Genomic DNA, 19,082 nt, shown 5'->3' with positions numbered 1-19,082 from the left:
CCACACTACGAACCGTCGATCGGATTTTATTGTTAGGATTTAATTTCACTTACCGCTTCTGTCATTCCCAGAAATTTTTGCGCTTGTTCCGTAATACCAAATAGTCGATCGCCGTGACAAAAAATTTCCCAAGCGCGAACTCCCATAAAACCAATACCTGCAACCGCCAAAGGCACCGCTGCGGCACCTAAAACCCCAGCAATTGGGGGAAATATCATACAGAGTGTTAACAAAATTCCCGTAATTATACCGCCAGCAATACCAGCTTTAGCAGTGGCGGCGGCGACTTTTTCTACTAACTCTGACTGGGTAATTTTGCCTTCAACACACAACAGCGAGTTTTCTAAGATCGAAAATACTAACTCAATTACTGCTGCTGCGATCGCCCCTTTAACTGCCGCCCCAACGATTTCCGCAACGGCTGCTTTAAAAGCAGCATCCGCTAAAACTTTTTTAGCGACTGCTAATTCTTCCGCAGTCATATCTGCACCACCGCGGGCGCGATTCACCCAAAAATATTCAAAAATCCCGTTAGCAGCTTCGCTTGAGCCTCCATTGACGCGGGCTTGAATGTGACTCCAATCTTTATCTTGACAAAAGTTGCGAATTGCTTCCGGGCCTTGGGCGCGAATTTGGGCGGGGATGGATTCAAATACTTTTGCTGCTTCTTCCACATTCCGCATTCCGTCGCGCACGCCAGCCCTAGCAAATTTGAATTGCAAATTTCTGGGCAGATTCTCAAAACGGATGTTGTGCGCGACTTTAAAAGCTTCTTCAGTGGCGATCGCCCCAGCGCTAACAATTGAACTTGGCGCTGATTCTACCCACCCCGTTACTAAAGCTGCATTTTCTTGAACTTTATCAGCAATTTCGTTAGCTAAGTTTTGAGTTTCGGCAACAGTTTGTTGTACTTTTATAGTTAAAAATTCGAGCGGATTCTGGTTGATTTCCATCTTGAGCCAGCTTGTATCGTTAAATGATTCAATTATCCTCAACTATAACATTTATGTCACAGTGAATCTGTAGGTGGCACAGGCGTCTCGCCTGTGGCTGAATCTGTGGCACAGGCGTCTCGCCTGTGGCGCCTGTGGCTGAATCTGTAGGTGGCACAGGCGTCTCGCCTGTGGCTGATTCAACAGTTCCAAATCCCCAACCAAATTAGCTATGATTAAAATAAAGTAAAGAATTATTGCAAATAAATATGAAACTCACCCGCATCGACCTCAACTCCTGGATCTTCCACATCGGAGGCCAAACCATCTTAGTCGATCCCTGGCTAGTCGATCCCCTCGTATTTTACGGTCAACCTTGGCTGTTCACCGCCTACCACAACACGCCCGTCGCCTTCACTCCCAGCACCTTACCCCCGATCGACCTCCTCCTCATTTCCCAAGGCTTAGACGACCACTGTCACAAACCTACTCTCGAAAAGCTCGATCGCACAATTCCCGCGATCGCCTCACCCACCGCCGCCAAAGTCCTCAGCAGTTTAGGCTACACCAATATCACATCTTTAGCAAATTGGCAAGAGTTTACATTTAAAGAAATATTACAAACAACCGCCGTACCCGGAGCCGAAATTCAGCCGGGACAAGAAGAAAACGGCTATTTACTCAAAGATTTAAGCAGCGGCGAGACACTTTATTACGAGCCGCACCTGCCGCCATTAGAAAAAGTCAAACAGAAAATAGACACCGTAGACGTAGCAATTACCCCCGTCATCGGTCAAATCTTCCCCTTCCTCGGACAAATCATCATTGGCCCAAAAGAAGCTCTGAAGCTTGCTCAAGCCTTAAAACCTCGGTTTTTTGTACCGACAACCACAGGAGATATCCGAGCCACCGGTATTTTACCAATGTTAGTGAAGTCGATCGGCAGCATCCCCGAATTTCGCGATTTGCTCGCCAATTCGGGACTCTCCACCCAGCTACTCGAACCCGAACCCGGACAAACCCTAGAGATTTTAGATTTTAGATTTTAGATTTTAGATTTTTTAGATTTTAGATAAATCTAAAATCCTAAATCCCAAATCTCAAGAGATTTTAGATTTTTCAGATGGGAAATTTTAGATTTATCCACAATCCCCAATCCCAAATCTAAAATCTCAAGAGATTTTAGATTTTAGATTGGGGATTTTAGATTTTTTAGATTTTAGATAAATCTAAAATCCCAAATCCCAGATCTCATAGATTTTAGATTTTTCAGATTGGAGATTTATCGACAATCCACAATCCAAAATCTAAAATCTAAAATCCCAAATCTAAAATTATTTGGTTGGGCGGCGGTTACGCAAAAACTCAGGAATATCCAATCCCAAATCCTGTGGCGGTTTCGTTTTCAAATCGGGCGTCTGTTGAGCGGGAGTCACCGGCGCAGTTGCAGCCCGCCAAGGAGCATTCACATTTTGCATGCGCCCCGCAGGCGGAGGCGAGGTAATTTCCCCCGAAAAACCCGTAGCGATCACAGTAATCTTAATTTCGCCCTGAAGCCGCTCGTCAATCACCGCTCCAAAAATAATATTGGCATTCGGATCGACAACTTCGTAAATCGTCTCAGCCGCCGCATTAACTTCATGCAGCGTCATATCTGTACCGCCCGTGATGTTAAACACCACACCTCTAGCGCCCTCAATGCTCGAAGCCTCCAGCAGCGGCGAAGAAATCGCCTGCATTGCAGCCTCCCTAGCCCGCGACTTGCCAGATCCCACGCCGATACCCATCAAAGCCGAACCCGCATCCGCCATTACAGCCCGCACGTCAGCAAAGTCAACATTCACCAAACCGGGAATTGTAATGATGTCAGAAATACCCTGAACCCCTTGGCGCAGGATATCGTCAGCAACTCGGAAAGCTTCTTGTACAGGCATTTGTTCCGAAATCACCGACAGCAGCTTGTCGTTAGGAATCACGATCAGCGTATCCACCCGGCTTTGCAAAGCGGCGATTCCTTCTTCAGCTTGGCTGGTGCGCCGCCGTCCCTCAAACGTGAAAGGCCGCGTTACTATGCCCACAGTCAAAGCGCCCATTTCCTTAGCCACTTCAGCGACAATTGGAGCCGCGCCCGTGCCCGTACCGCCGCCCATGCCGGCCGTGATAAACACCAAATCGGCGTGATTGAGAGCATTAGCAACTTCGTCGCGAGACTCTTCGGCAGCCTTTTGTCCGATCGCCGGATTGCCCCCTGCGCCCAAACCTCGCGTCAACTTTTGCCCGACTTGCAAGCGTTTCGGAGCATTTGAGAGCACCAGAGCTTGCGAATCCGTATTCACGCACCAAAACTCTACGCCAGAAACCTCGCTAGCAATCATCCGGTTAACGGCATTGCCGCCACCACCGCCGACGCCAATTACTTTGATTTTGGCGGCACTGCTGGGCATTATGTCTTTGGGATTGACCATAGGATCGATATCAATACTATCTACATTTACATAACCAGACTTGCGTCTAAAGGGATTGGCGGAATCGAGGGCCACCGGAAAATTTTTTACTTCTTCCGAAGGGGGACTGTCTTGGTCAGACCCCTGACTATTATTAAGATTCATTAGAGTCGGGGATAGTAGATTACAGCTTCTTAACTTAACTAAACGCCAATTCACGATCAACTATAGGCTATGTTGCGCGAAAAACTAACACCGATCGAGGCTCAATGTTAGCAATCTCGGATTTGGCCGCTGTTGCTCGCCCATAGCTTGCATACCCCATCTAGGTGCTTGTGCAGGAGGCACTTCTGGGCAAGGCAAAATGAAAAAAATGGATACTAGCCCCGCACGCATCGGATCGAACCCAAAGTTATCAATTTTTTTGCCGGTGCAGATCGGTATCAAAAAAGTGCCCTGATTTCCACTCCTGCGTATTGATGCCCAGAGGTAAAAATTCTGATTGTCGATCGTCGCCGATACCTTCTACCTTTGGCAGACACAGGCTCAATTCTGAGCCGGAGTTGGTGCGGTAGTTGAACTCTCCAAACTAGGAGGGGGTTCTGGCAAGTGGACGATCGGGGCCGCAGGATTTCTCAAGTCAATGTAGGCTATTTTGCTTGAAGAAAGCTGTTTTGGCAATTGTCGCATTCGGTCTAAAACCTTAAGCTGCTCGCTCGTCTTGGAACTGTACGGCCCTAAGTGTACCGTACCGATCTCTGTTTTCAAGATCAAGTTATTTGGGTTTTGCCAATCAATCTCAAACACTTTCACAGTCAAGCCGCTGAGTCCTTGATAAAACTTCGGCCAAGAGGCGCGATACAGTTCCAAAGGCCCGATGACTTTTAAAGTGGGCAAAGAATGCTGGGGTCCAGATCCCCCAGCGCTGCCCGGTTCGATCGCACCATAGTTCGATCGCACAGCATTATAACTATCCGACGGCATCCAACCCCCGCGAGCATCCAGCCACCCCACCTTTTCCTTGTCGCTAGATTTCAACACCGCAGCCGGCTGCGCCACCGCCACCGGCAGCCTTTCTGCCACTTCTATCGTCAAAGAAGGCGGAAACAAGTTGCGAGTCACCTTTGCTTTGGCGATCGGCCCGGTTGACTCCAGCTTTTGGGCCAGGGCCTGCGGTTGAATTCCCCACAGCGACTGCGGGTAAGACAGCGGCACCAAAGAGCGCACCGCCTTGTCCGACAGCCACTGATTGCCCTCCACCTTCACTTGTTCCGATCGAGCAATCAACCAAGCCGGCTGTGCAATCCACCACAGCAAACCGCCGGCGATCGCGCAGGCAGCCAGCATTTGCCACAGCAGGGCTGCCGATCGAGCGCGGCGCTGCCGCCGCAACTCTTCGCGCCTGCGCCCTAACTCTTTTTGAGAAACCGCTCCAAAACTAGCCATCTACCTCTTGACAATTTAACTAGACAGACGGGAATTCTCCCACTATACCGTAGTCGGTTAATAGGGGATGAAAGGCGCGTGAGTTGTACCCAGCGAAACCTTCGGCGGAGTTTATTCGCTCGCCCTTCGACTAGGCGAGCGGATAAACGCAGTCGTTGGGTTCAGGGTATCGCAAATTTCTTGTATTTCCCTAGCATCTCTGATATATTAGCAGAGATGTGGATTGCCGATAATGTATCAAAGCTATAAATTCCGAATCTACCCAACAGCCGAGCAGCAGACGTATTTTGCGGGTGCTTTCGGTTGTTGTCGTTGGTTCTGGAATTACAGCTTGAATCTATGCCAGCAAACCTATAAAGATACTGGCAAAGGACTGAGTAGAGGTGCAATACAAGGATTGCTTCCAAGCCTCAAAAAAGAATATACTTGGTTAAAGTCAGCTTATTCTCAATCACTTCAAGTAGTGGCGCTAAATCTATCTACTGCCTACAAAAACTTCTTTGATAAGCGAGGCGGTTTTCCGAGCTTCAAATCTAAGCATGGAAGACAGTCTATTAGTTACCCTCAGAATGTTAAAGTAGGCGATAGTTTCATCAAGCTGCCGATCATCGGTGAGGTACATTGTCGGATTCATCGACCGCTAGAGGGCATCATCAAAACCGTTACTATTTCTCAAAATACTGATGGTAAATACTATGCCTCAATCTCAGTAGATCGTGGACAAGAAACCCCTGAAAGTGATGCGTCAGGCAAGGCGATAGGTTTAGACGTTGGGCTGATAGATTTCTGTGTTACCAGTGATGGCAGCAAGTATGTCAACCCCAAACATCTCAAGAAGCATAGCCGCAATCTGAAGCGTAAACAACAGAAACTAAATCATAAACAAAAGGGGAGTAACACCAGACAAAAGGCTAAAAAATTAGTAGCCAAAGTTCATTCAAAAATCAAAAGAGTGCGCGAAGATTTTCTGCACAAGCTGTCCCGCAAGATAGTAGACGAAAACCAAGTTATTGCAGTAGAAAATCTCAACATCAAAGGTATGGTATGCAATCACTGTCTAGCAAAAGCTATTAGCGATGCAGGATGGGGAATGTTTGGAACAATGTTAAAGTACAAGTCCCAGATACTAGGTAAGGTCTACATCGAGGTAGACCGCTTTTTTCCTAGCTCTAAGACTTGCAATAATTGTCTCCACAAGGTATCATCCATGCCTTTGAATGTTCGTCATTGGGATTGTCCTAAGTGTCATAGCCGTAACGATAGAGACGTGAACGCGGCGAAGAATATTAGAGATGAAGCCTTGCGGATTTTGGCATTGGGAACCAGTGCTACTGCCAATGGACGGAATGTAAGTCAACCTGGTAAGATTTCGGTCTTGCTGGATGCTGTTCCGCTTGAAGTTGGAAGCTCCCGTCATAGCGGTATCCCGCTTGACGATGAGTAGTTCACCCAGATCCCCGCGAAATTACCCATAAGCAGGGCAAATATCCGTAAATTCACCGATTCAGTTAGGTAATTAAAATTTCTTAATTAAAAATTCCAAATTCCCGCGCCGTCCGGTTGATTAGCAGATAGAGGTTGTTTGGGTATTTAGGGCATTACCCCACACGGCAAATGGTGACAAATCAAACTAAACTCAACAAAAGAAAGTTTAGACTTTCGATTAACTTTTTAACTTTTAGCCGGCTTCAATTGTGATCGCACTCGAATTAGACAGATTCTATAAAGCCTGCAACCCGAGTAAGACCCTTGTCGCGGGAGACCCAGGAGATTATCAATACTACATCGATTTTGGTTCCGTGCGGGGCGGCAAAATCATTGAATCTTTACAGCGAACCATCACCCGCATCTCCCCCGACGAGCCAACCTGTCAGCTATTTACAGGGCATATCGGCTGCGGCAAATCTACCGAATTGTTTCGACTCAAAGCTGAGCTAGAGCAAGATGGTTTTTGCGTCGTCTACTTCGAGTCTTCCCAAGACTTAGACATGGGCGATGTAGACATCAGCGATATTTTGCTGAGCATAGCCCGCCAAGTCAGCGAAACTATGGAATCGGCCCGAATCAAACTCAGACCGAGCTATTTTACAAATCTGTTTGCAGAAGTGGCAGAATTTTTGCAGACTCCCATAGATTTGTCAGCAGAAGCGGAGTTATCTATAGGCATTGCTCGAGTTACTGCTAAAACTAAAGATTCTCCCAAACTGCGATCGCAACTGAGGCAATATCTCGAACCCCGCACCAACAGCATCTTGCAGTCGATCAACGAAGAACTCCTCGACAGAGCTAACGCCGAACTCAAGCAACAAGGCAAAAAAGGCCTCGCAGTCATCGTTGACAATCTCGATCGCCTCGACGCCTCCCTCAAGCCCAGCGGACGCACCCAGCCAGAATACCTGTTTTTAGACCGCGGCGAACAGTTGAAAAAACTCAATTGCCACGTCGTCTACACGATTCCCCTGACTTTGATTTTTTCCAACGACTTTGGCCGTCTCGCCAGTCGATTTGGAGTCAAACCCAAGGTGATGCCGATGGTACCGGTGCTGAGGCGATCGGGCGACGATCACATCGAAGGAATGGCACTGCTGCGGCAGCTCGTATTGGCTAGAGCTTTCCCCACAGTTGCTCCCCTTCAACGCATCGATTTGATTTCCAAAGTCTTTGACTCTCCCGAAACTTTAGACAGGCTCTGCCGGATTAGCGGCGGCCATGTTCGCAATCTACTGATGCTTTTGTATAGCTGTTTGCAACATGAAGATCCTCCCTTCTCTAGCGAATGCCTCGAAAGCGTCATTCAAGAATATCGCGATGACCTTTTGGGAGCCATCAATGACACGGAATGGGAACTGCTGTTTCAAGTCGTCAACCGACAAAGTGTAACCGGTGAAGAAGAATCTCAAATTTTGTTGCGAAGTATGTTTGTCTTTGAATACCGCGATCGAGAAGGTCGCTGGTTTGGTATCAATCCAGCCTTAGCAGAAACCAAAAAATATCAGGAGTGGCAACAGCGAACTCACCAAGAATAGTTGGGATTTTTGAACTCGCTCCCATCGACTCTAAAAATGATTTGTGGCGAGTGAATTAGAAACTCTTTAACTTAATATTTACCGCTCAAAACTCCTAATTCCTACAATCGAATATAGCACGCAGTCAGCGGTTTTCGCCGCTGGCTGATTTCTGTTTGATGCGGTCTGTACGCGGTCAATATTATTGCCCTGTAAATATTTGCAACCACCCAATAACTGTCCCCAATCTCAACTTTCGCCTCTGCCATGCCAGACCGTGCAGCTATGTATTTATCCGTTGCTCTTCTTCTAGATGGATCCTCCGCGATCATTTTTTTTTGCTTTTCGGCTAAATAGATGCTACAGATACACCTATCGTTTGCTAATAGGTAGTCGCCGATATAATCCATAATTTCGCGGTCGGATCTTTATGACTGGGAGGAATTTATCTGTAGCTGATTAAAAAATATTTAATCTAGGTTTAATTTTTATTGTCAAGTTTCCCATTCTCTGAGATTGAGAGCTATGATATTTTTAGATTAAACCTGATGACTATGTAAGTATTCATAGTAGAAGTACGAAAAACTACGTATTCCTACAGATATAAAGCGCCAGACCGATACGGGCATCTCTAAGTAGATACTGTTTCAGTCACGATCGGCAATCGTTAGGTAATTGATTTCTGCAAGAGGGGTGCACGCATGACCGATCTACTTAAACAACAAGAAACTGCCAGATACAACGAGCGATCGCTCAAAACTCTGGTAAGATCCATCGCCATGTCTCAGCAGCAATTTTCGCTAATTTTGGTGCGCTGCAACTACGAGCAGTTGCGCCAGCAAATAGCCCAGCGGCTGCGAGAAATGTCCGCAGTTCCAATTCAAGATCTCGTCCTGCCAGCATCCGTCAAAACCCTTTACACTACCCTCCAGGCAAACACGCTCCTTCCTAGCGGGGCTTCGGCTGTAGGTTCCCCCTCGGCTTTAATGGTATTTGGTTTAGAAACAGTAGTTGCGATCGACGAATTGATGGCGTCTACCAATCAAGTGCGAGACGAATTTCGCAAAAATTTTTCCTGCCCGGTGGTTTTGTGGGTAACAGATGACATTGTGACCAAAATGATTCGTCTGGCCCCGGACTTCAAAAGTTGGGCCGCCGCCACCATTAAATTTGAAATGGCTGTTGACGAATTAATTAATTTCCTGGCACAGCAAGCCGATACCATATTTAAAGTAGGCGAAATCAATCAAGAACTCGGCAGCAGTACAGCCGGCACCCGATCGGGTTTTTACACCTGCGAAACCGACTGGGAAAAACCGGCATTGGAGCCTCAAATCAGCTCTGGAGAACGCTTTCTCACCTTTAACTCTCAACTCCAAAACGGACGACAATTAGATGTCCACTCCTATTCGCCCTTGAGTCCCGGCAATACCCTGGATTTGGCGATCGGCTCTTTGTCGCGCCGAGAACTAGAATTAGCTTTAAGAGATTTACACAATCGCGGTCAAGAATTAGAACCTGCCCTCAAAGCCAGCCTGCAATTCGTTCTGGGTCGAGATTACTATGTCAGCGACCAAACCGAAACAGCATTAATTCACTACCAAGAAAGCTTAATATTTTGGCAGCAGCAAACCGGCAACTGGGAACTGGCAAACTGGGAATATGCCGAAAATCGATCGACCCTCTGCTCCTCCTTGTCGAATCCTGTCCCCAACATTTTATTTTTAGAGAGAGAAGGCATAGTGCTGTTTCACATAGCTTTGTGCCACCGCTTGCAAGCAGCCAGAAATCCGGTAGCCAACCGCCACCACTGGGAACAAGCTTGGATTAGCCTGGAACAATCTAGAAATGCTTTCTCCCTTGCCGATCGCCCGGAATTGGTAGCTGAGGTAACAGCACACCTCGGACAAGTCTTGCAACGCCTGAAAGCTTGGGGAGAGTTGCAAGCATTAGCTGAAAATTCTTTGCAGTTGCACTTCACTTACGGTACTGCCAGCCAACTAGCTCAAGATTACGGATTTTTGGCTGAAGTTGCCCTGCAACAGTCGAGGTGGAGTCAAGCCCGCCAGCTAGCCGAGTTAGCCTTGGCGATTTTGGATCAAACACCTAATGATTTAAGATTGTTGATTGAAGATTTGAGATTGGGATTTGCGGGAAATTATCCAGAATTCGTGGGTACTAACGAGTCCAGCAACGATCCCAAATCTAAAATCCAACATCCCAAATCCGATCGCAGTTCGTATCTTTTACTGTTAGCTCGCAGTTTGCGGGAGCTAGGCCAGTGGGAAGCGGCGGTTCATTCCTTGGAGTTGGCTCAAACTCAAAGCGAACCCAAGTACGATCCCCGACTTTACATCGATATTTTGACAGAACTGCAAACGGTTTATTTCGAGCAGGGAGAGTATCTCAAAGCTTTCCGGATTAAAAAAACCCAGCGATCGATCGAGTATCAATACGGATTTAGAGCTTTTATCGGAGCCAGCCAATTGCAACAGCAGCGTCAAGCGGTCAATCCTTCGAGCCCCTCAGCTCAAAATCAAGCTGCGATCGCAGCGGAAATGACAGCTTATTCCCGCCAAAAAGATATCAATAGATTGCTCGAAAGAATTAGCAGGGACGACCATAAATTAACTATTATTCACGGGCCCAGCGGAGTCGGGAAAAGTTCTCTAGTCAATGCCGGCTTAGTACCTGCTTTAAAAAATATTACTCCGGGCGCGCGGGATGCCTTGCCCGTAGTTATCAAAGTTTACACCGACTGGCTGGTGGAATTAGAAAAGGCTTTGAACAGCGCGCTGTACGACAAACAAGCCGAAGATGAAACGCAATTAATCGCCCAAGGAGTACAGGAAATCCATAAAAGCAGTTGCTCTATTTCCCCAGAAGGCTGCTCGGAAACTTCTTCTTTTCTTATAGAGCAGTTGCGCGAAAATGCCACAAATAATTTGTTAACTGTGCTAATTTTCGATCAATTTGAAGAATTTTTCTTTGTTTCGACTTCAGTGGCACAAAGACAACTTTTTTATAACTTTTTGCGCTTGTTTTTGAACCTGCCTTATGTCAAGATAATTCTGTGCTTGCGCGAAGATTACTTGCACTATTTGCTCGACTGCGATCGCTTCCCCGATCTCGACGCCATTAACAATAATATTCTCGACAAAAGCATCCGCTACCAACTGCGAAGTTTTTCGATCAAAGACGCGCGGGCTGTAATCGGACACTTAACGAAACGGGCAGAATATTATTTAGAACCGGCACTGATCGATGCCTTCGTGGAAGATTTAGCAGACGAACTGCAAGAAGTGCGACCGATCGAATTGCAGGTAGTGGGAGCGCAACTGCAAGAAGAAGGTATTACCACTCTAGCACAATACCAGCAATTGGGCGCCAATCCCAAAGCAGAATTGGTGAAGCGATCGCTCGAAGGAGTTATCTCTGACTGCGGCCTGGTTAACGAAGACGCAGCTTGGAAAATCTTGTTTGCCCTCACCGATGAAAGAGGCGTGAGGCTGATTAAAACCAAACACGAACTGTCCTTAGTGACAGGCCAGCAGCCGGCAGATGGGGGCGAAAGTGAATTATCGGCGATCGGCAGCAGAGGCAGAGTTTCCCTACAGCGACAGTTCGCAAAAGAACCAGAAAGCGGACAAAAGAAAACCGACAACCTCGACTTAATTTTAGACATTTTAGTCGGTCACGGTTTGCTATTTCTGCTGCGGGAATCGCCCGAAGACCGCTATCAATTGGTACACGACTATTTAGTGCGGCCGATCCGCCAAAGATTCGGCTTAGAAGCCAGACTCCACAAAGCAGAAGCCGACAAAAAGATGAGTCAAGCACAGCTCTACCGAGCCAATACTTTTCTCAAACAAATGCTAGGAGTAGCAGTGATCGGCGTCCTATTGCTAACGAGTTCCACCATCGCCGCCGTCAACTTTTGGTGGCGGGCAGTCGGTCAAAAACAACTAGCTGTCGCTCAAACTCAGCGAGCCGAAATCAGTACCCTCACAGCAGCTTCAGAAGCACTTTATTTCTCAAACAACAAATTTGACGCCATGCTCGAAAGTTTGAGAGCGGGTAAAAAGTGGAGACAGATCGAACACTCCCAAGAAATGCACACGCTCAAGGACACCGAAATTCTGATTGCTGCTGCCCTCCAGCAGGCAGTTTATGGCGTCAAAGAACGCAACCGCTTGGAGGGACACGGTGACGTAGTTTGGGGTCTGAGTTTCAGTCCAGACGGCCAAACAATAGCTTCTGCTAGCGTAGATAAAACCGTGAAACTTTGGCGGCGCGACGGCAGTTTGCTGGCTACTTTCAAAGGACACACTAACAGCGTCTCCTGTGTCGCGTTCAGTCCCGACAATAAAACGATCGCCTCGGCAAGTTTAGATAAAACTGTCAAAATTTGGCAAACTGACGGCACTTTGCTGACCACTTTAACGGGACATACTAACAGTGTTACCGCCGTTGCTTTTAGCCCGGACGGTCAAACGATCGCCAGCGCATCCACAGACAAAACTATCAAAATTTGGAAAACCGACGGTACGCTGCTGCAAACGATCGAACAACGAGCTCCCATAAATTGGCTCAGCTTCAGCCGCGACGGTAAAATCATCGCCTCCGCCAGCGATGACGGTACTGTCAAACTGTGGAACTCTGACGGCAGGTTAATCGCTAATTTGTGGCACAGCGAAAACAAAAAACCCTCCAAAGTATACACAGTCAGTTTTTCCCCAGACGGTGAAACGATCGCCAGTGCCGGTGAAGACAAAACAGTCAAAATCTGGAGCATCGCTGCCATAAAATACCCAGCCCGAAAAAAATCAGCCAAGGCAAAGGCGGGCGAACTGCTAACAACTTTGCGGGGACACAGCAAGTGGGTATTTGGTGTCAGTTACTCCCCCGACGGCAAAATACTTGCTTCGGGAAGCGCAGACGGGACAGTCAAACTCTGGAGTCTAGCCGGTGTTGGCGACAAACGCCCGACGGATGCTAGCAATATTAAACCGGACAGTCGTTTGCTCAGAACTTTTGAGGGACACGCCGATCGAGTTACTCAGGTAAGTTTTAGCCCGGATGGCAAAACTCTAGCTTCGGCAAGTTTTGACAAAACAGTCCGACTTTGGCGGCTCGACGATGTGCCGCTCAAAACCCTTGACGGACACCAAAACCGGGTGCAAAGCGTTACTTTCAGCCCCGACGGTCAAAAGCTGGCTTCTGCTTCTACGGACAAAACTATCAAACTCTGGAGCCGCACCGGGATTTTGCTCGAAACCTTGGAAGGACACACTCAGAGAGTCGCCAGCGTCAGTTTCAGCCCCGACGGACAGCTACTGGTTTCTGGGAGTTACGACAAAACGGTGAAAGTCTGGAGTCTGAACAAAGATGCGACGAGTAATAGTCTCCCTTGTCCTTCGGCGCCGCTATTTCCGTGTTCGCCTTCTGTGCTGTTTACCCTCGAAGGACACGGCGACAGCGTGATGAGCGTGAATTTTAGCCCCGACAGCGAGATTATCGCTTCGGCGAGCAAGGACAAGACTGTGAAACTCTGGACGAGACACGGCAGGTTGATTAAGACTTTGACGGGACACAAAGGTTGGGTAACTGGGGTGACATTCAGTCCTGACGGCTCAATGCTGGCTTCTGCAAGCGATGACGGTACTGTTAAAGTGTGGAATCGGGACGGTGGTTTGTTGAGGACGTTTGAAGGGGCTCACAATAGTTTTGTGTTGGGGGTTGCTTTTAGTCCTGATAGCAAAATGCTGGCTTCGGCTGGTTACGACAATTCGGTGAAGCTGTGGAAGGTGGACGGAACTTTGGTGGCGACGCTGCTGAAGGGTTCTAGCGACAGCGTGACTAGCGTGGGTTTTAGCCCGGACGGTTTGTTGGTTGCTTCGGGCAGTTACGATCATAAGGTGAAGCTGTGGAGCCGCAGCGGGACTTTGCTGAAAACTTTGACCGGTCACAAGGATAGTGTGATGGGCTTGAGTTTTAGCCCGGATGGGAAAATTCTAGCTTCTGCTAGGTGGAATTTGGATCTTGATGATTTGCTGGTGAGGGGCTGCGATTGGGTGGGGGATTATCTCAGAACTAATCCTAATGTGAGCGATCGCGATCGGCGTCTTTGTGACGGGGTAGCGCCTAAATCTCAGTTTTAGTCATTCACTTAAATCAGCATTAGTTAAGTCGGCTCCAATCAAGTCTGTGAGCTCCACTTAAAATAATGTTGCTTAAGTTAGCTCGGGCTAACTCAGTAGAAATACCATATTGAGCTACCCGGCGAAATTGCGATCGCCAGCATTATAACTATCGAGTAATTCTGCCAGTAACATATGGATAATCTTGTCTCCTTGAACTCATTACTTAAAATAATCGAGGTAAAATAGTATTGTCCTCAATTTGTTATTGAACTTCGCTTTACAGCGTTTTTCCAATACTTATAAGTCGTTAAACCAATAATTTCCTTGTTTTCATTATATATCTCATCCAAACAATTAAAAAGAGCTAAAGCATAATTTTCCAATCCCAAAATTGTCAAACTTTTCAGTATCCTAGTCAGGCGCAGGTAATTGTGATTCAATCTTTCAATCCACTTTCGGCTTCTCGACAAATATTCCTCAGATTTGGCAATGACAATTTCCGCGTTTTCTTCTGTGCGGCATTCCAACCCGTAAAAAGCCAGCATGACTTTGAGAGATTTAATTAAGCGATTTCTCAATTCATCGCTTGTTCTAAAAGCTTGAATTACCCGCTCATTCAAAGTAGGATCGCTCGTATTAAAGTAACTTTTTTCTGTCAGCGGAAACAGCCATTGAATGTAGTCGTGTATCGCTTCTAACTTCTGGTAATCCCACGACCAAATATCCTCGATCGCCCGGCCTTGCGAATTTGGCTGCTGGTCGAGATAAAAATCTAAAATTGGATTTGATTCGCTTAAATAACTCATTAATTCCTTGGAAATGATTTACTGACATTTGAAGATATCGATCGATTGTCTTAAGGTGCCGACACTGGTCAAAAGATACCAACCTTCATCCTCCTGTTTTCCTCTATATTTTCCTCGCCAATAACAAGAGTCAAAATCCGCCACCGATGGGGCTTTTGACTCTTGTTGTCAGTCCGTCAGCCAAAAAGGTTTTTCGGCTGGTTCATAAACAATTGTATTGTCCTGATCGGGTAAAGGTTTTGTATGTTCTTTTCCGACGATAATAATTGGTGGAATTCCTTCAGGAAAGGCGCGACAAGTGGGAATCTCGTTTACATACACGCGATAAAAAAAGTGACGGCAGGCAAGGCATCCTCCATATTCAGCCATTTGATTACTCCTTAACAACAATACGATCTATAAATTAATCTAAACTTTTACAGATCGTATCATTTTTTACGTTTTTAGCGTCTGGCTCTGCCCAGCCAATTTTATTTTTACTCTTCCATTTGGTCTGTTGTACTTTTTTTAATTGCCTCATAAACAATTGTATTTCCCTGCTTGGGTAGAATTTCAGTATGTTGAATTTGCCCTGATATTATTACCAGAGGTATTCCTTCAGGAAAGGCACTGCAAGTTAGTTCAACTAAATAATGCCGACAACAACGACAACCTTCATATTTGCTCATTTGATTTTTATTCATTGGAAGATTATGGGCGAACAACTACTACCTGTTTTGGGTCAAAAACTAGGATGCTTTTTCTCCAAGGAACTAGAGCATTTCCTATTTGAAGAGCATCGTAACCTTGAGATTTTAAATATTCTGCATATTGATTAATTAACTCTTGGTCTGACAACTGTAAACCATTAGTTAAACGGTAGTTTTCTAAGCTGGACTTGTAGGCAAAATCATGTGAATATATTTGGGGAGTTTTTACATTTAACGTTATATCTAATACGGCATCATCGGTGCTGTAGATTTCGGCTACCCTTATATCATTTGATAAATAAAGTCCCGGTCCAAACAATGAGTATCCTCTGTTAAAGTAAGCAGGATCTACCAAATCCGCTACCGATGGGGCTTTTGACTCGGTTGTCACTCCGTCTGCCAAAAAGGTTTTTCGGCTGGTTCATAAACAATTGTATTGTCTTGGTCGGGTAAAGGTTTTGTGTGTTCTATTGGCTCATAAACAATTGTATTGCCTTGGTCGGGTAAAGGTTTTATATGTTCTCCACCTCCGACGACAAAAATTAGTGGTATTCCTTTAGGGAAGGCGCGACAAGTTGGAATCTCGTCTACAATGCCATCTAACAAGTGACGGCAGTCAAGGCATCGTTTATATTCAGCCATTTGATTACTCCTTAACAACAACTACTTGTTTGCGGTCGAAAACTAAATAATATTGCATGAATTCTGGGGTAGTCGCGATCGCATCATACCCCTGAGATTTGAGATACTCTGCATATCTAACAGTCAGTTCTGGTTTTTGTAAACCAGTTTCCCGACCATAATTATTTACGTGAGCCATAAATTCCTCCACACTAACATAGACTTTGGGGTTTTTACGTTCAGCATAATCTTTATTCCCGCACCGAGTTAGCCTTTGGGTACTGCCTACTTGGCTGCTTCGGCTGGTTCATAAACAATTGTATTGTCTTGGTCGGGTAAAGGTTTTGTGTGTTCTATATTTCCGACGACAATCATTAGTGGTATTCCTTCAGGGAAGGCGCGACAAGTTGGAATCTCGTCTATATACACGCCATAAAACAAGTGACGGCAGGCACGGCATCCTCCATATTCAGCCATTTGATTAATCCTCAACAACTACTACTTGTTTGGGGTCGAAAACTAAATGATGTTGCATGCTTGTTGAGGTAGTCGAGATCGCATCATACCCCTGAGATTTGAGATACTCTGCATATCTAACAGTCCGTTCTGGTTCTTGTAGACCAGTTTCCAGACCGTAATTAGCTACCTCCTTATCAAATTCAATTAAATCCTGATAAACTTTGGGGTTTTTTACGTTCAGCAGGATCTTTAATACCGGACCCACCCTTGGATTGCCATTCTCATCGCTGCTAAAATCCCTAGCCCTCTCCTCCCGATTTGTCACATTAAAACCTATTCCGAGGAAACCTCTTGTGAACCTAGCGGGATTTACACCAGCCCCCGCAATACTAGCAGCACCATCTGGGTTAGTTCCATGATGGAACACGCGTCCGCTGTAGTCGCTATTTTTTATATATTCTTCAGCCTCAGCGAGAGTCATAGAAGGTTCCCACTTCTTGCCAAAAGAAATATCGTCAAGGTAAACAGTGCCGTCATTGATTTCAAACTTGAGTAAAGCTGCCTTACCGCGCAGTTCTTCCGGAAGATTTAGGTAGAAAGTTTCCAAGCCTTCAGTACCATAACCGATCTTGCGAATGTTGCTGTCGAGATCCTCCGGAGAGCTATTTATTCCAGATACTCCTCGCTCTAAATCGATAGTTCCTATTGACGTAAACTGTTCGTAACCAGCTACGTTTGCTTGCATAGAAACCGTAATTTTTCTTCCCGCACCGAGTTGGTCTTGGGGTACGTGCAGGTCGAACTTCAAACTATCGTGTAAGCTGTTTTGATCGGGGACAAGAAAGAGATTATGAATTATTTCTTTAGGTCCATCGGTTCCTCCCATCTTCAAGGTATAGTTTTTTCCCGCCAAACCGTAGTTTAATATTCTTTGCTCTTCGGTTAAGAAGGTATCAATCTCATCCCGTTCATGCAGATGTCTTTGCGACACATTAGGATTGTCGGATACACTTAAAGAGTTGTAAAAAGACCAGCCTGGAACGCTCTGATCTGTAAAACGTTTGCTGGCGTCAAAATTACCATTGAAAAGGGTGGGAACTGCATAGTCACCTCGCATCTTGTTACCTATAATTTCGTCTGTGTAGGTATTGTCCTCAGTTACGGGGACACGGTTACTTACGTTAGCATCATAGGGGCGTAATTGAGAGCCACCACCCAGTACCGAGTAAAACCAGCCAGTACCGATACCTTCCCAAGGAGCTCGTTGTTCACCGTGAGTAAAATTAGCATTAGTATGGTCGGGTGTGTACCACGTAGGTGTGGTTGGATTCCCTGAACTATCTAATTCCAGATCTCCAAGCCGACGGTAAATCTTCTCTCCATTCTTTGAGGGGATTTGACTTCCGCTAAGGTTAGCTGTTCCTCCATACCAAGTTAGAGCTTGGTGAGGCCTTCGATGCGTGCTATTTTCAGTAAATCCAATCCGGATCGAGTCATCAGAACCACCAAGGTGTACGTTCCAATCCGCCTCCGCAATTCGCCGACCAGCAGGGGTATTAATTTCCTGTGTATCTACAGCGGGAACGTCTTGATAATAGTTATCGGCATAGGTAACATTTTCCCAGATTCGCACTTCTGGATCGCGGAAGCTGTTTAAGGAGGCTACCGACTCATTTGGGTCGAAAGCATGAGGATCGATCGTTGTCATCTGGAGGTCGCGGTTTACAAGGCTAGTACCACCAGCGAAGGGAAAATAACTCCCCAAACGCTGGACAATTTCATTGTTGATCGCTGCACCCTGACCAAACCCCATAAAGTGCATAGGTGAATTGAAAAGGGTGTTTACCAAATTTTGATTTAAAGCTACCAGTGAAGCAAAAAAGGCATCTGCGGCTGCCTCAGTAAAGCCAGAGTTAAATGCGGTTGCTTCTGGCGACTGTTCCCATCCAGGGATTAGTATCAGTGGTGCGCCAAATTTATGACTTGGAGGGGAGAAGGTTGTGGAGCCATCAAAATTCAGCCACCCCCATTTGTTAGTGGCCAGATCGTAACGCATGACCAAACCATTTTCTTTAGTCAGGTGAGAAGCCATCTGCTCGAATTGGCGATCTATCAAATTAGGTTGAGATTCTAAGCCCCGCGTTAATACCGTAACGCTACTGAAAGTATTGCTACCAGTCATCGGAGCCGGCAGTAAAGTTTTAAACTGATTGGTAACAACTTTTCTTTCCTCTCCATTCGTCACAGCTTCCACAGCCCAATGATATTCCTGACCCGCCGTCAACATTCGGTCATTAGAAAGAGTAAACTCCTCAGAAGAACCAGCTTTAGTGCCGCCATCCCAAGTCCAGATACCATTGTTCCATTCAGCAGTCAGAACCCGATTCGGATTGTAATCTTGGTCGCCAGCCGAATTTAACCCATCCCACCTATCATCGGGCAACAAGCCCTTCCCTTGCGGAAAAACGCTTACATAAAGATTGACCTTATCGACATCAGTATCAGGCTTAAAACCAGGAAGACCGCAGGGTTCATTC

General features: G+C 46.3%; 13 protein-coding genes and 1 pseudogene. 4 read left to right on the top strand and 10 right to left on the bottom strand.

Annotation, left to right across the window (positions count from 1 at the left end; genetic code table 11):
* Positions 1–32: 32 nt before the first annotated feature.
* On the bottom strand, positions 33–953 hold the full coding sequence (locus JGK39_RS14015) for a hypothetical protein (RefSeq protein WP_293248119.1): 921 nt from the start codon (positions 951–953) through the stop codon (positions 33–35).
* Between the two features lie 248 nt (positions 954–1,201).
* Between JGK39_RS14015 and JGK39_RS14010 the strand changes: the two genes are divergently transcribed.
* A complete protein-coding gene (locus JGK39_RS14010) occupies positions 1,202–1,981 on the top strand; it encodes an MBL fold metallo-hydrolase (RefSeq protein WP_293248116.1) in 780 nt (259 codons plus the stop codon).
* A gap of 285 nt (positions 1,982–2,266) precedes the next feature.
* Here JGK39_RS14010 and ftsZ read toward each other — a convergent pair whose 3' ends face one another.
* Both ftsZ and JGK39_RS14000 read right to left on the bottom strand, forming a co-directional pair.
* Positions 2,267–3,541: a cell division protein FtsZ gene (gene ftsZ / locus JGK39_RS14005; protein WP_293248113.1), complete on the bottom strand. Its 1,275-nt coding sequence runs from the start codon at positions 3,539–3,541 to the stop codon at positions 2,267–2,269.
* Positions 3,542–3,922: 381 nt separating this feature from the next.
* Positions 3,923–4,822, bottom strand: a complete 900-nt coding sequence (locus JGK39_RS14000) for an FtsQ-type POTRA domain-containing protein (RefSeq protein WP_293248110.1) — start codon at positions 4,820–4,822, stop codon at positions 3,923–3,925.
* A 232-nt stretch (positions 4,823–5,054) separates the two neighbouring features.
* Here JGK39_RS14000 and JGK39_RS13995 point away from each other — a divergent pair, with 232 nt between their 5' ends.
* The 3 genes from JGK39_RS13995 (at position 5,055) to JGK39_RS13985 (ending at position 13,988) form a co-directional block, all read left to right on the top strand.
* The gene (locus tag JGK39_RS13995) at positions 5,055–6,266 is read left to right on the top strand and encodes an RNA-guided endonuclease TnpB family protein (protein WP_293248107.1); all 1,212 of its coding nucleotides are present in this window, start codon (positions 5,055–5,057) and stop codon (positions 6,264–6,266) included.
* A gap of 250 nt (positions 6,267–6,516) precedes the next feature.
* Positions 6,517–7,848, top strand: coding sequence for an ATP-binding protein (locus JGK39_RS13990; RefSeq protein ID WP_293248104.1), 1,332 nt, complete (start codon positions 6,517–6,519; stop codon positions 7,846–7,848).
* Between the two features lie 680 nt (positions 7,849–8,528).
* Complete coding sequence (locus JGK39_RS13985) at positions 8,529–13,988, top strand: AAA family ATPase (RefSeq protein ID WP_293322239.1); 5,460 nt, start codon at positions 8,529–8,531, stop codon at positions 13,986–13,988.
* A gap of 236 nt (positions 13,989–14,224) precedes the next feature.
* Here JGK39_RS13985 and JGK39_RS13980 read toward each other — a convergent pair whose 3' ends face one another.
* The 7 genes and pseudogenes from JGK39_RS13980 to JGK39_RS13950 form a co-directional block, all read right to left on the bottom strand.
* Positions 14,225–14,776 (bottom strand): opioid growth factor receptor-related protein, encoded by a 552-nt coding sequence (locus JGK39_RS13980; RefSeq protein ID WP_293248098.1) that lies wholly within the window; start codon positions 14,774–14,776, stop codon positions 14,225–14,227.
* A gap of 168 nt (positions 14,777–14,944) precedes the next feature.
* On the bottom strand, positions 14,945–15,145 hold the full coding sequence (locus tag JGK39_RS13975; protein ID WP_293248095.1) for a cytoplasmic protein: 201 nt from the start codon (positions 15,143–15,145) through the stop codon (positions 14,945–14,947).
* 321 nt (positions 15,146–15,466) lie between these two features.
* Positions 15,467–15,868: a hypothetical protein gene (locus JGK39_RS13970; protein WP_293248092.1), complete on the bottom strand. Its 402-nt coding sequence runs from the start codon at positions 15,866–15,868 to the stop codon at positions 15,467–15,469.
* Positions 15,853–16,107, bottom strand: coding sequence for a cytoplasmic protein (locus tag JGK39_RS13965; protein WP_293186102.1), 255 nt, complete (start codon positions 16,105–16,107; stop codon positions 15,853–15,855). The genes JGK39_RS13970 and JGK39_RS13965 overlap by 16 nt, the downstream gene beginning before the upstream one ends.
* 4 nt (positions 16,108–16,111) lie before the next feature.
* Positions 16,112–16,285, bottom strand: a complete 174-nt coding sequence (locus JGK39_RS13960) for a hypothetical protein (protein WP_293248089.1) — start codon at positions 16,283–16,285, stop codon at positions 16,112–16,114.
* An 86-nt stretch (positions 16,286–16,371) separates the two neighbouring features.
* Positions 16,372–16,563 (bottom strand): cytoplasmic protein, encoded by a 192-nt coding sequence (locus JGK39_RS13955; protein ID WP_293248086.1) that lies wholly within the window; start codon positions 16,561–16,563, stop codon positions 16,372–16,374.
* 4 nt (positions 16,564–16,567) lie between these two features.
* Positions 16,568–19,082: pseudogene (locus JGK39_RS13950) on the bottom strand (Ig domain-containing protein group 2 domain-containing protein); the annotation flags it as partial.

This window comes from Microcoleus sp. PH2017_12_PCY_D_A, assembly GCF_020738565.1.
In the GTDB taxonomy this organism is placed as follows: domain Bacteria; phylum Cyanobacteriota; class Cyanobacteriia; order Cyanobacteriales; family Microcoleaceae; genus Microcoleus.
Note: the sequence above shows the minus strand (reverse complement) of the source record. Positions and strands in the feature narration are given on the sequence as shown.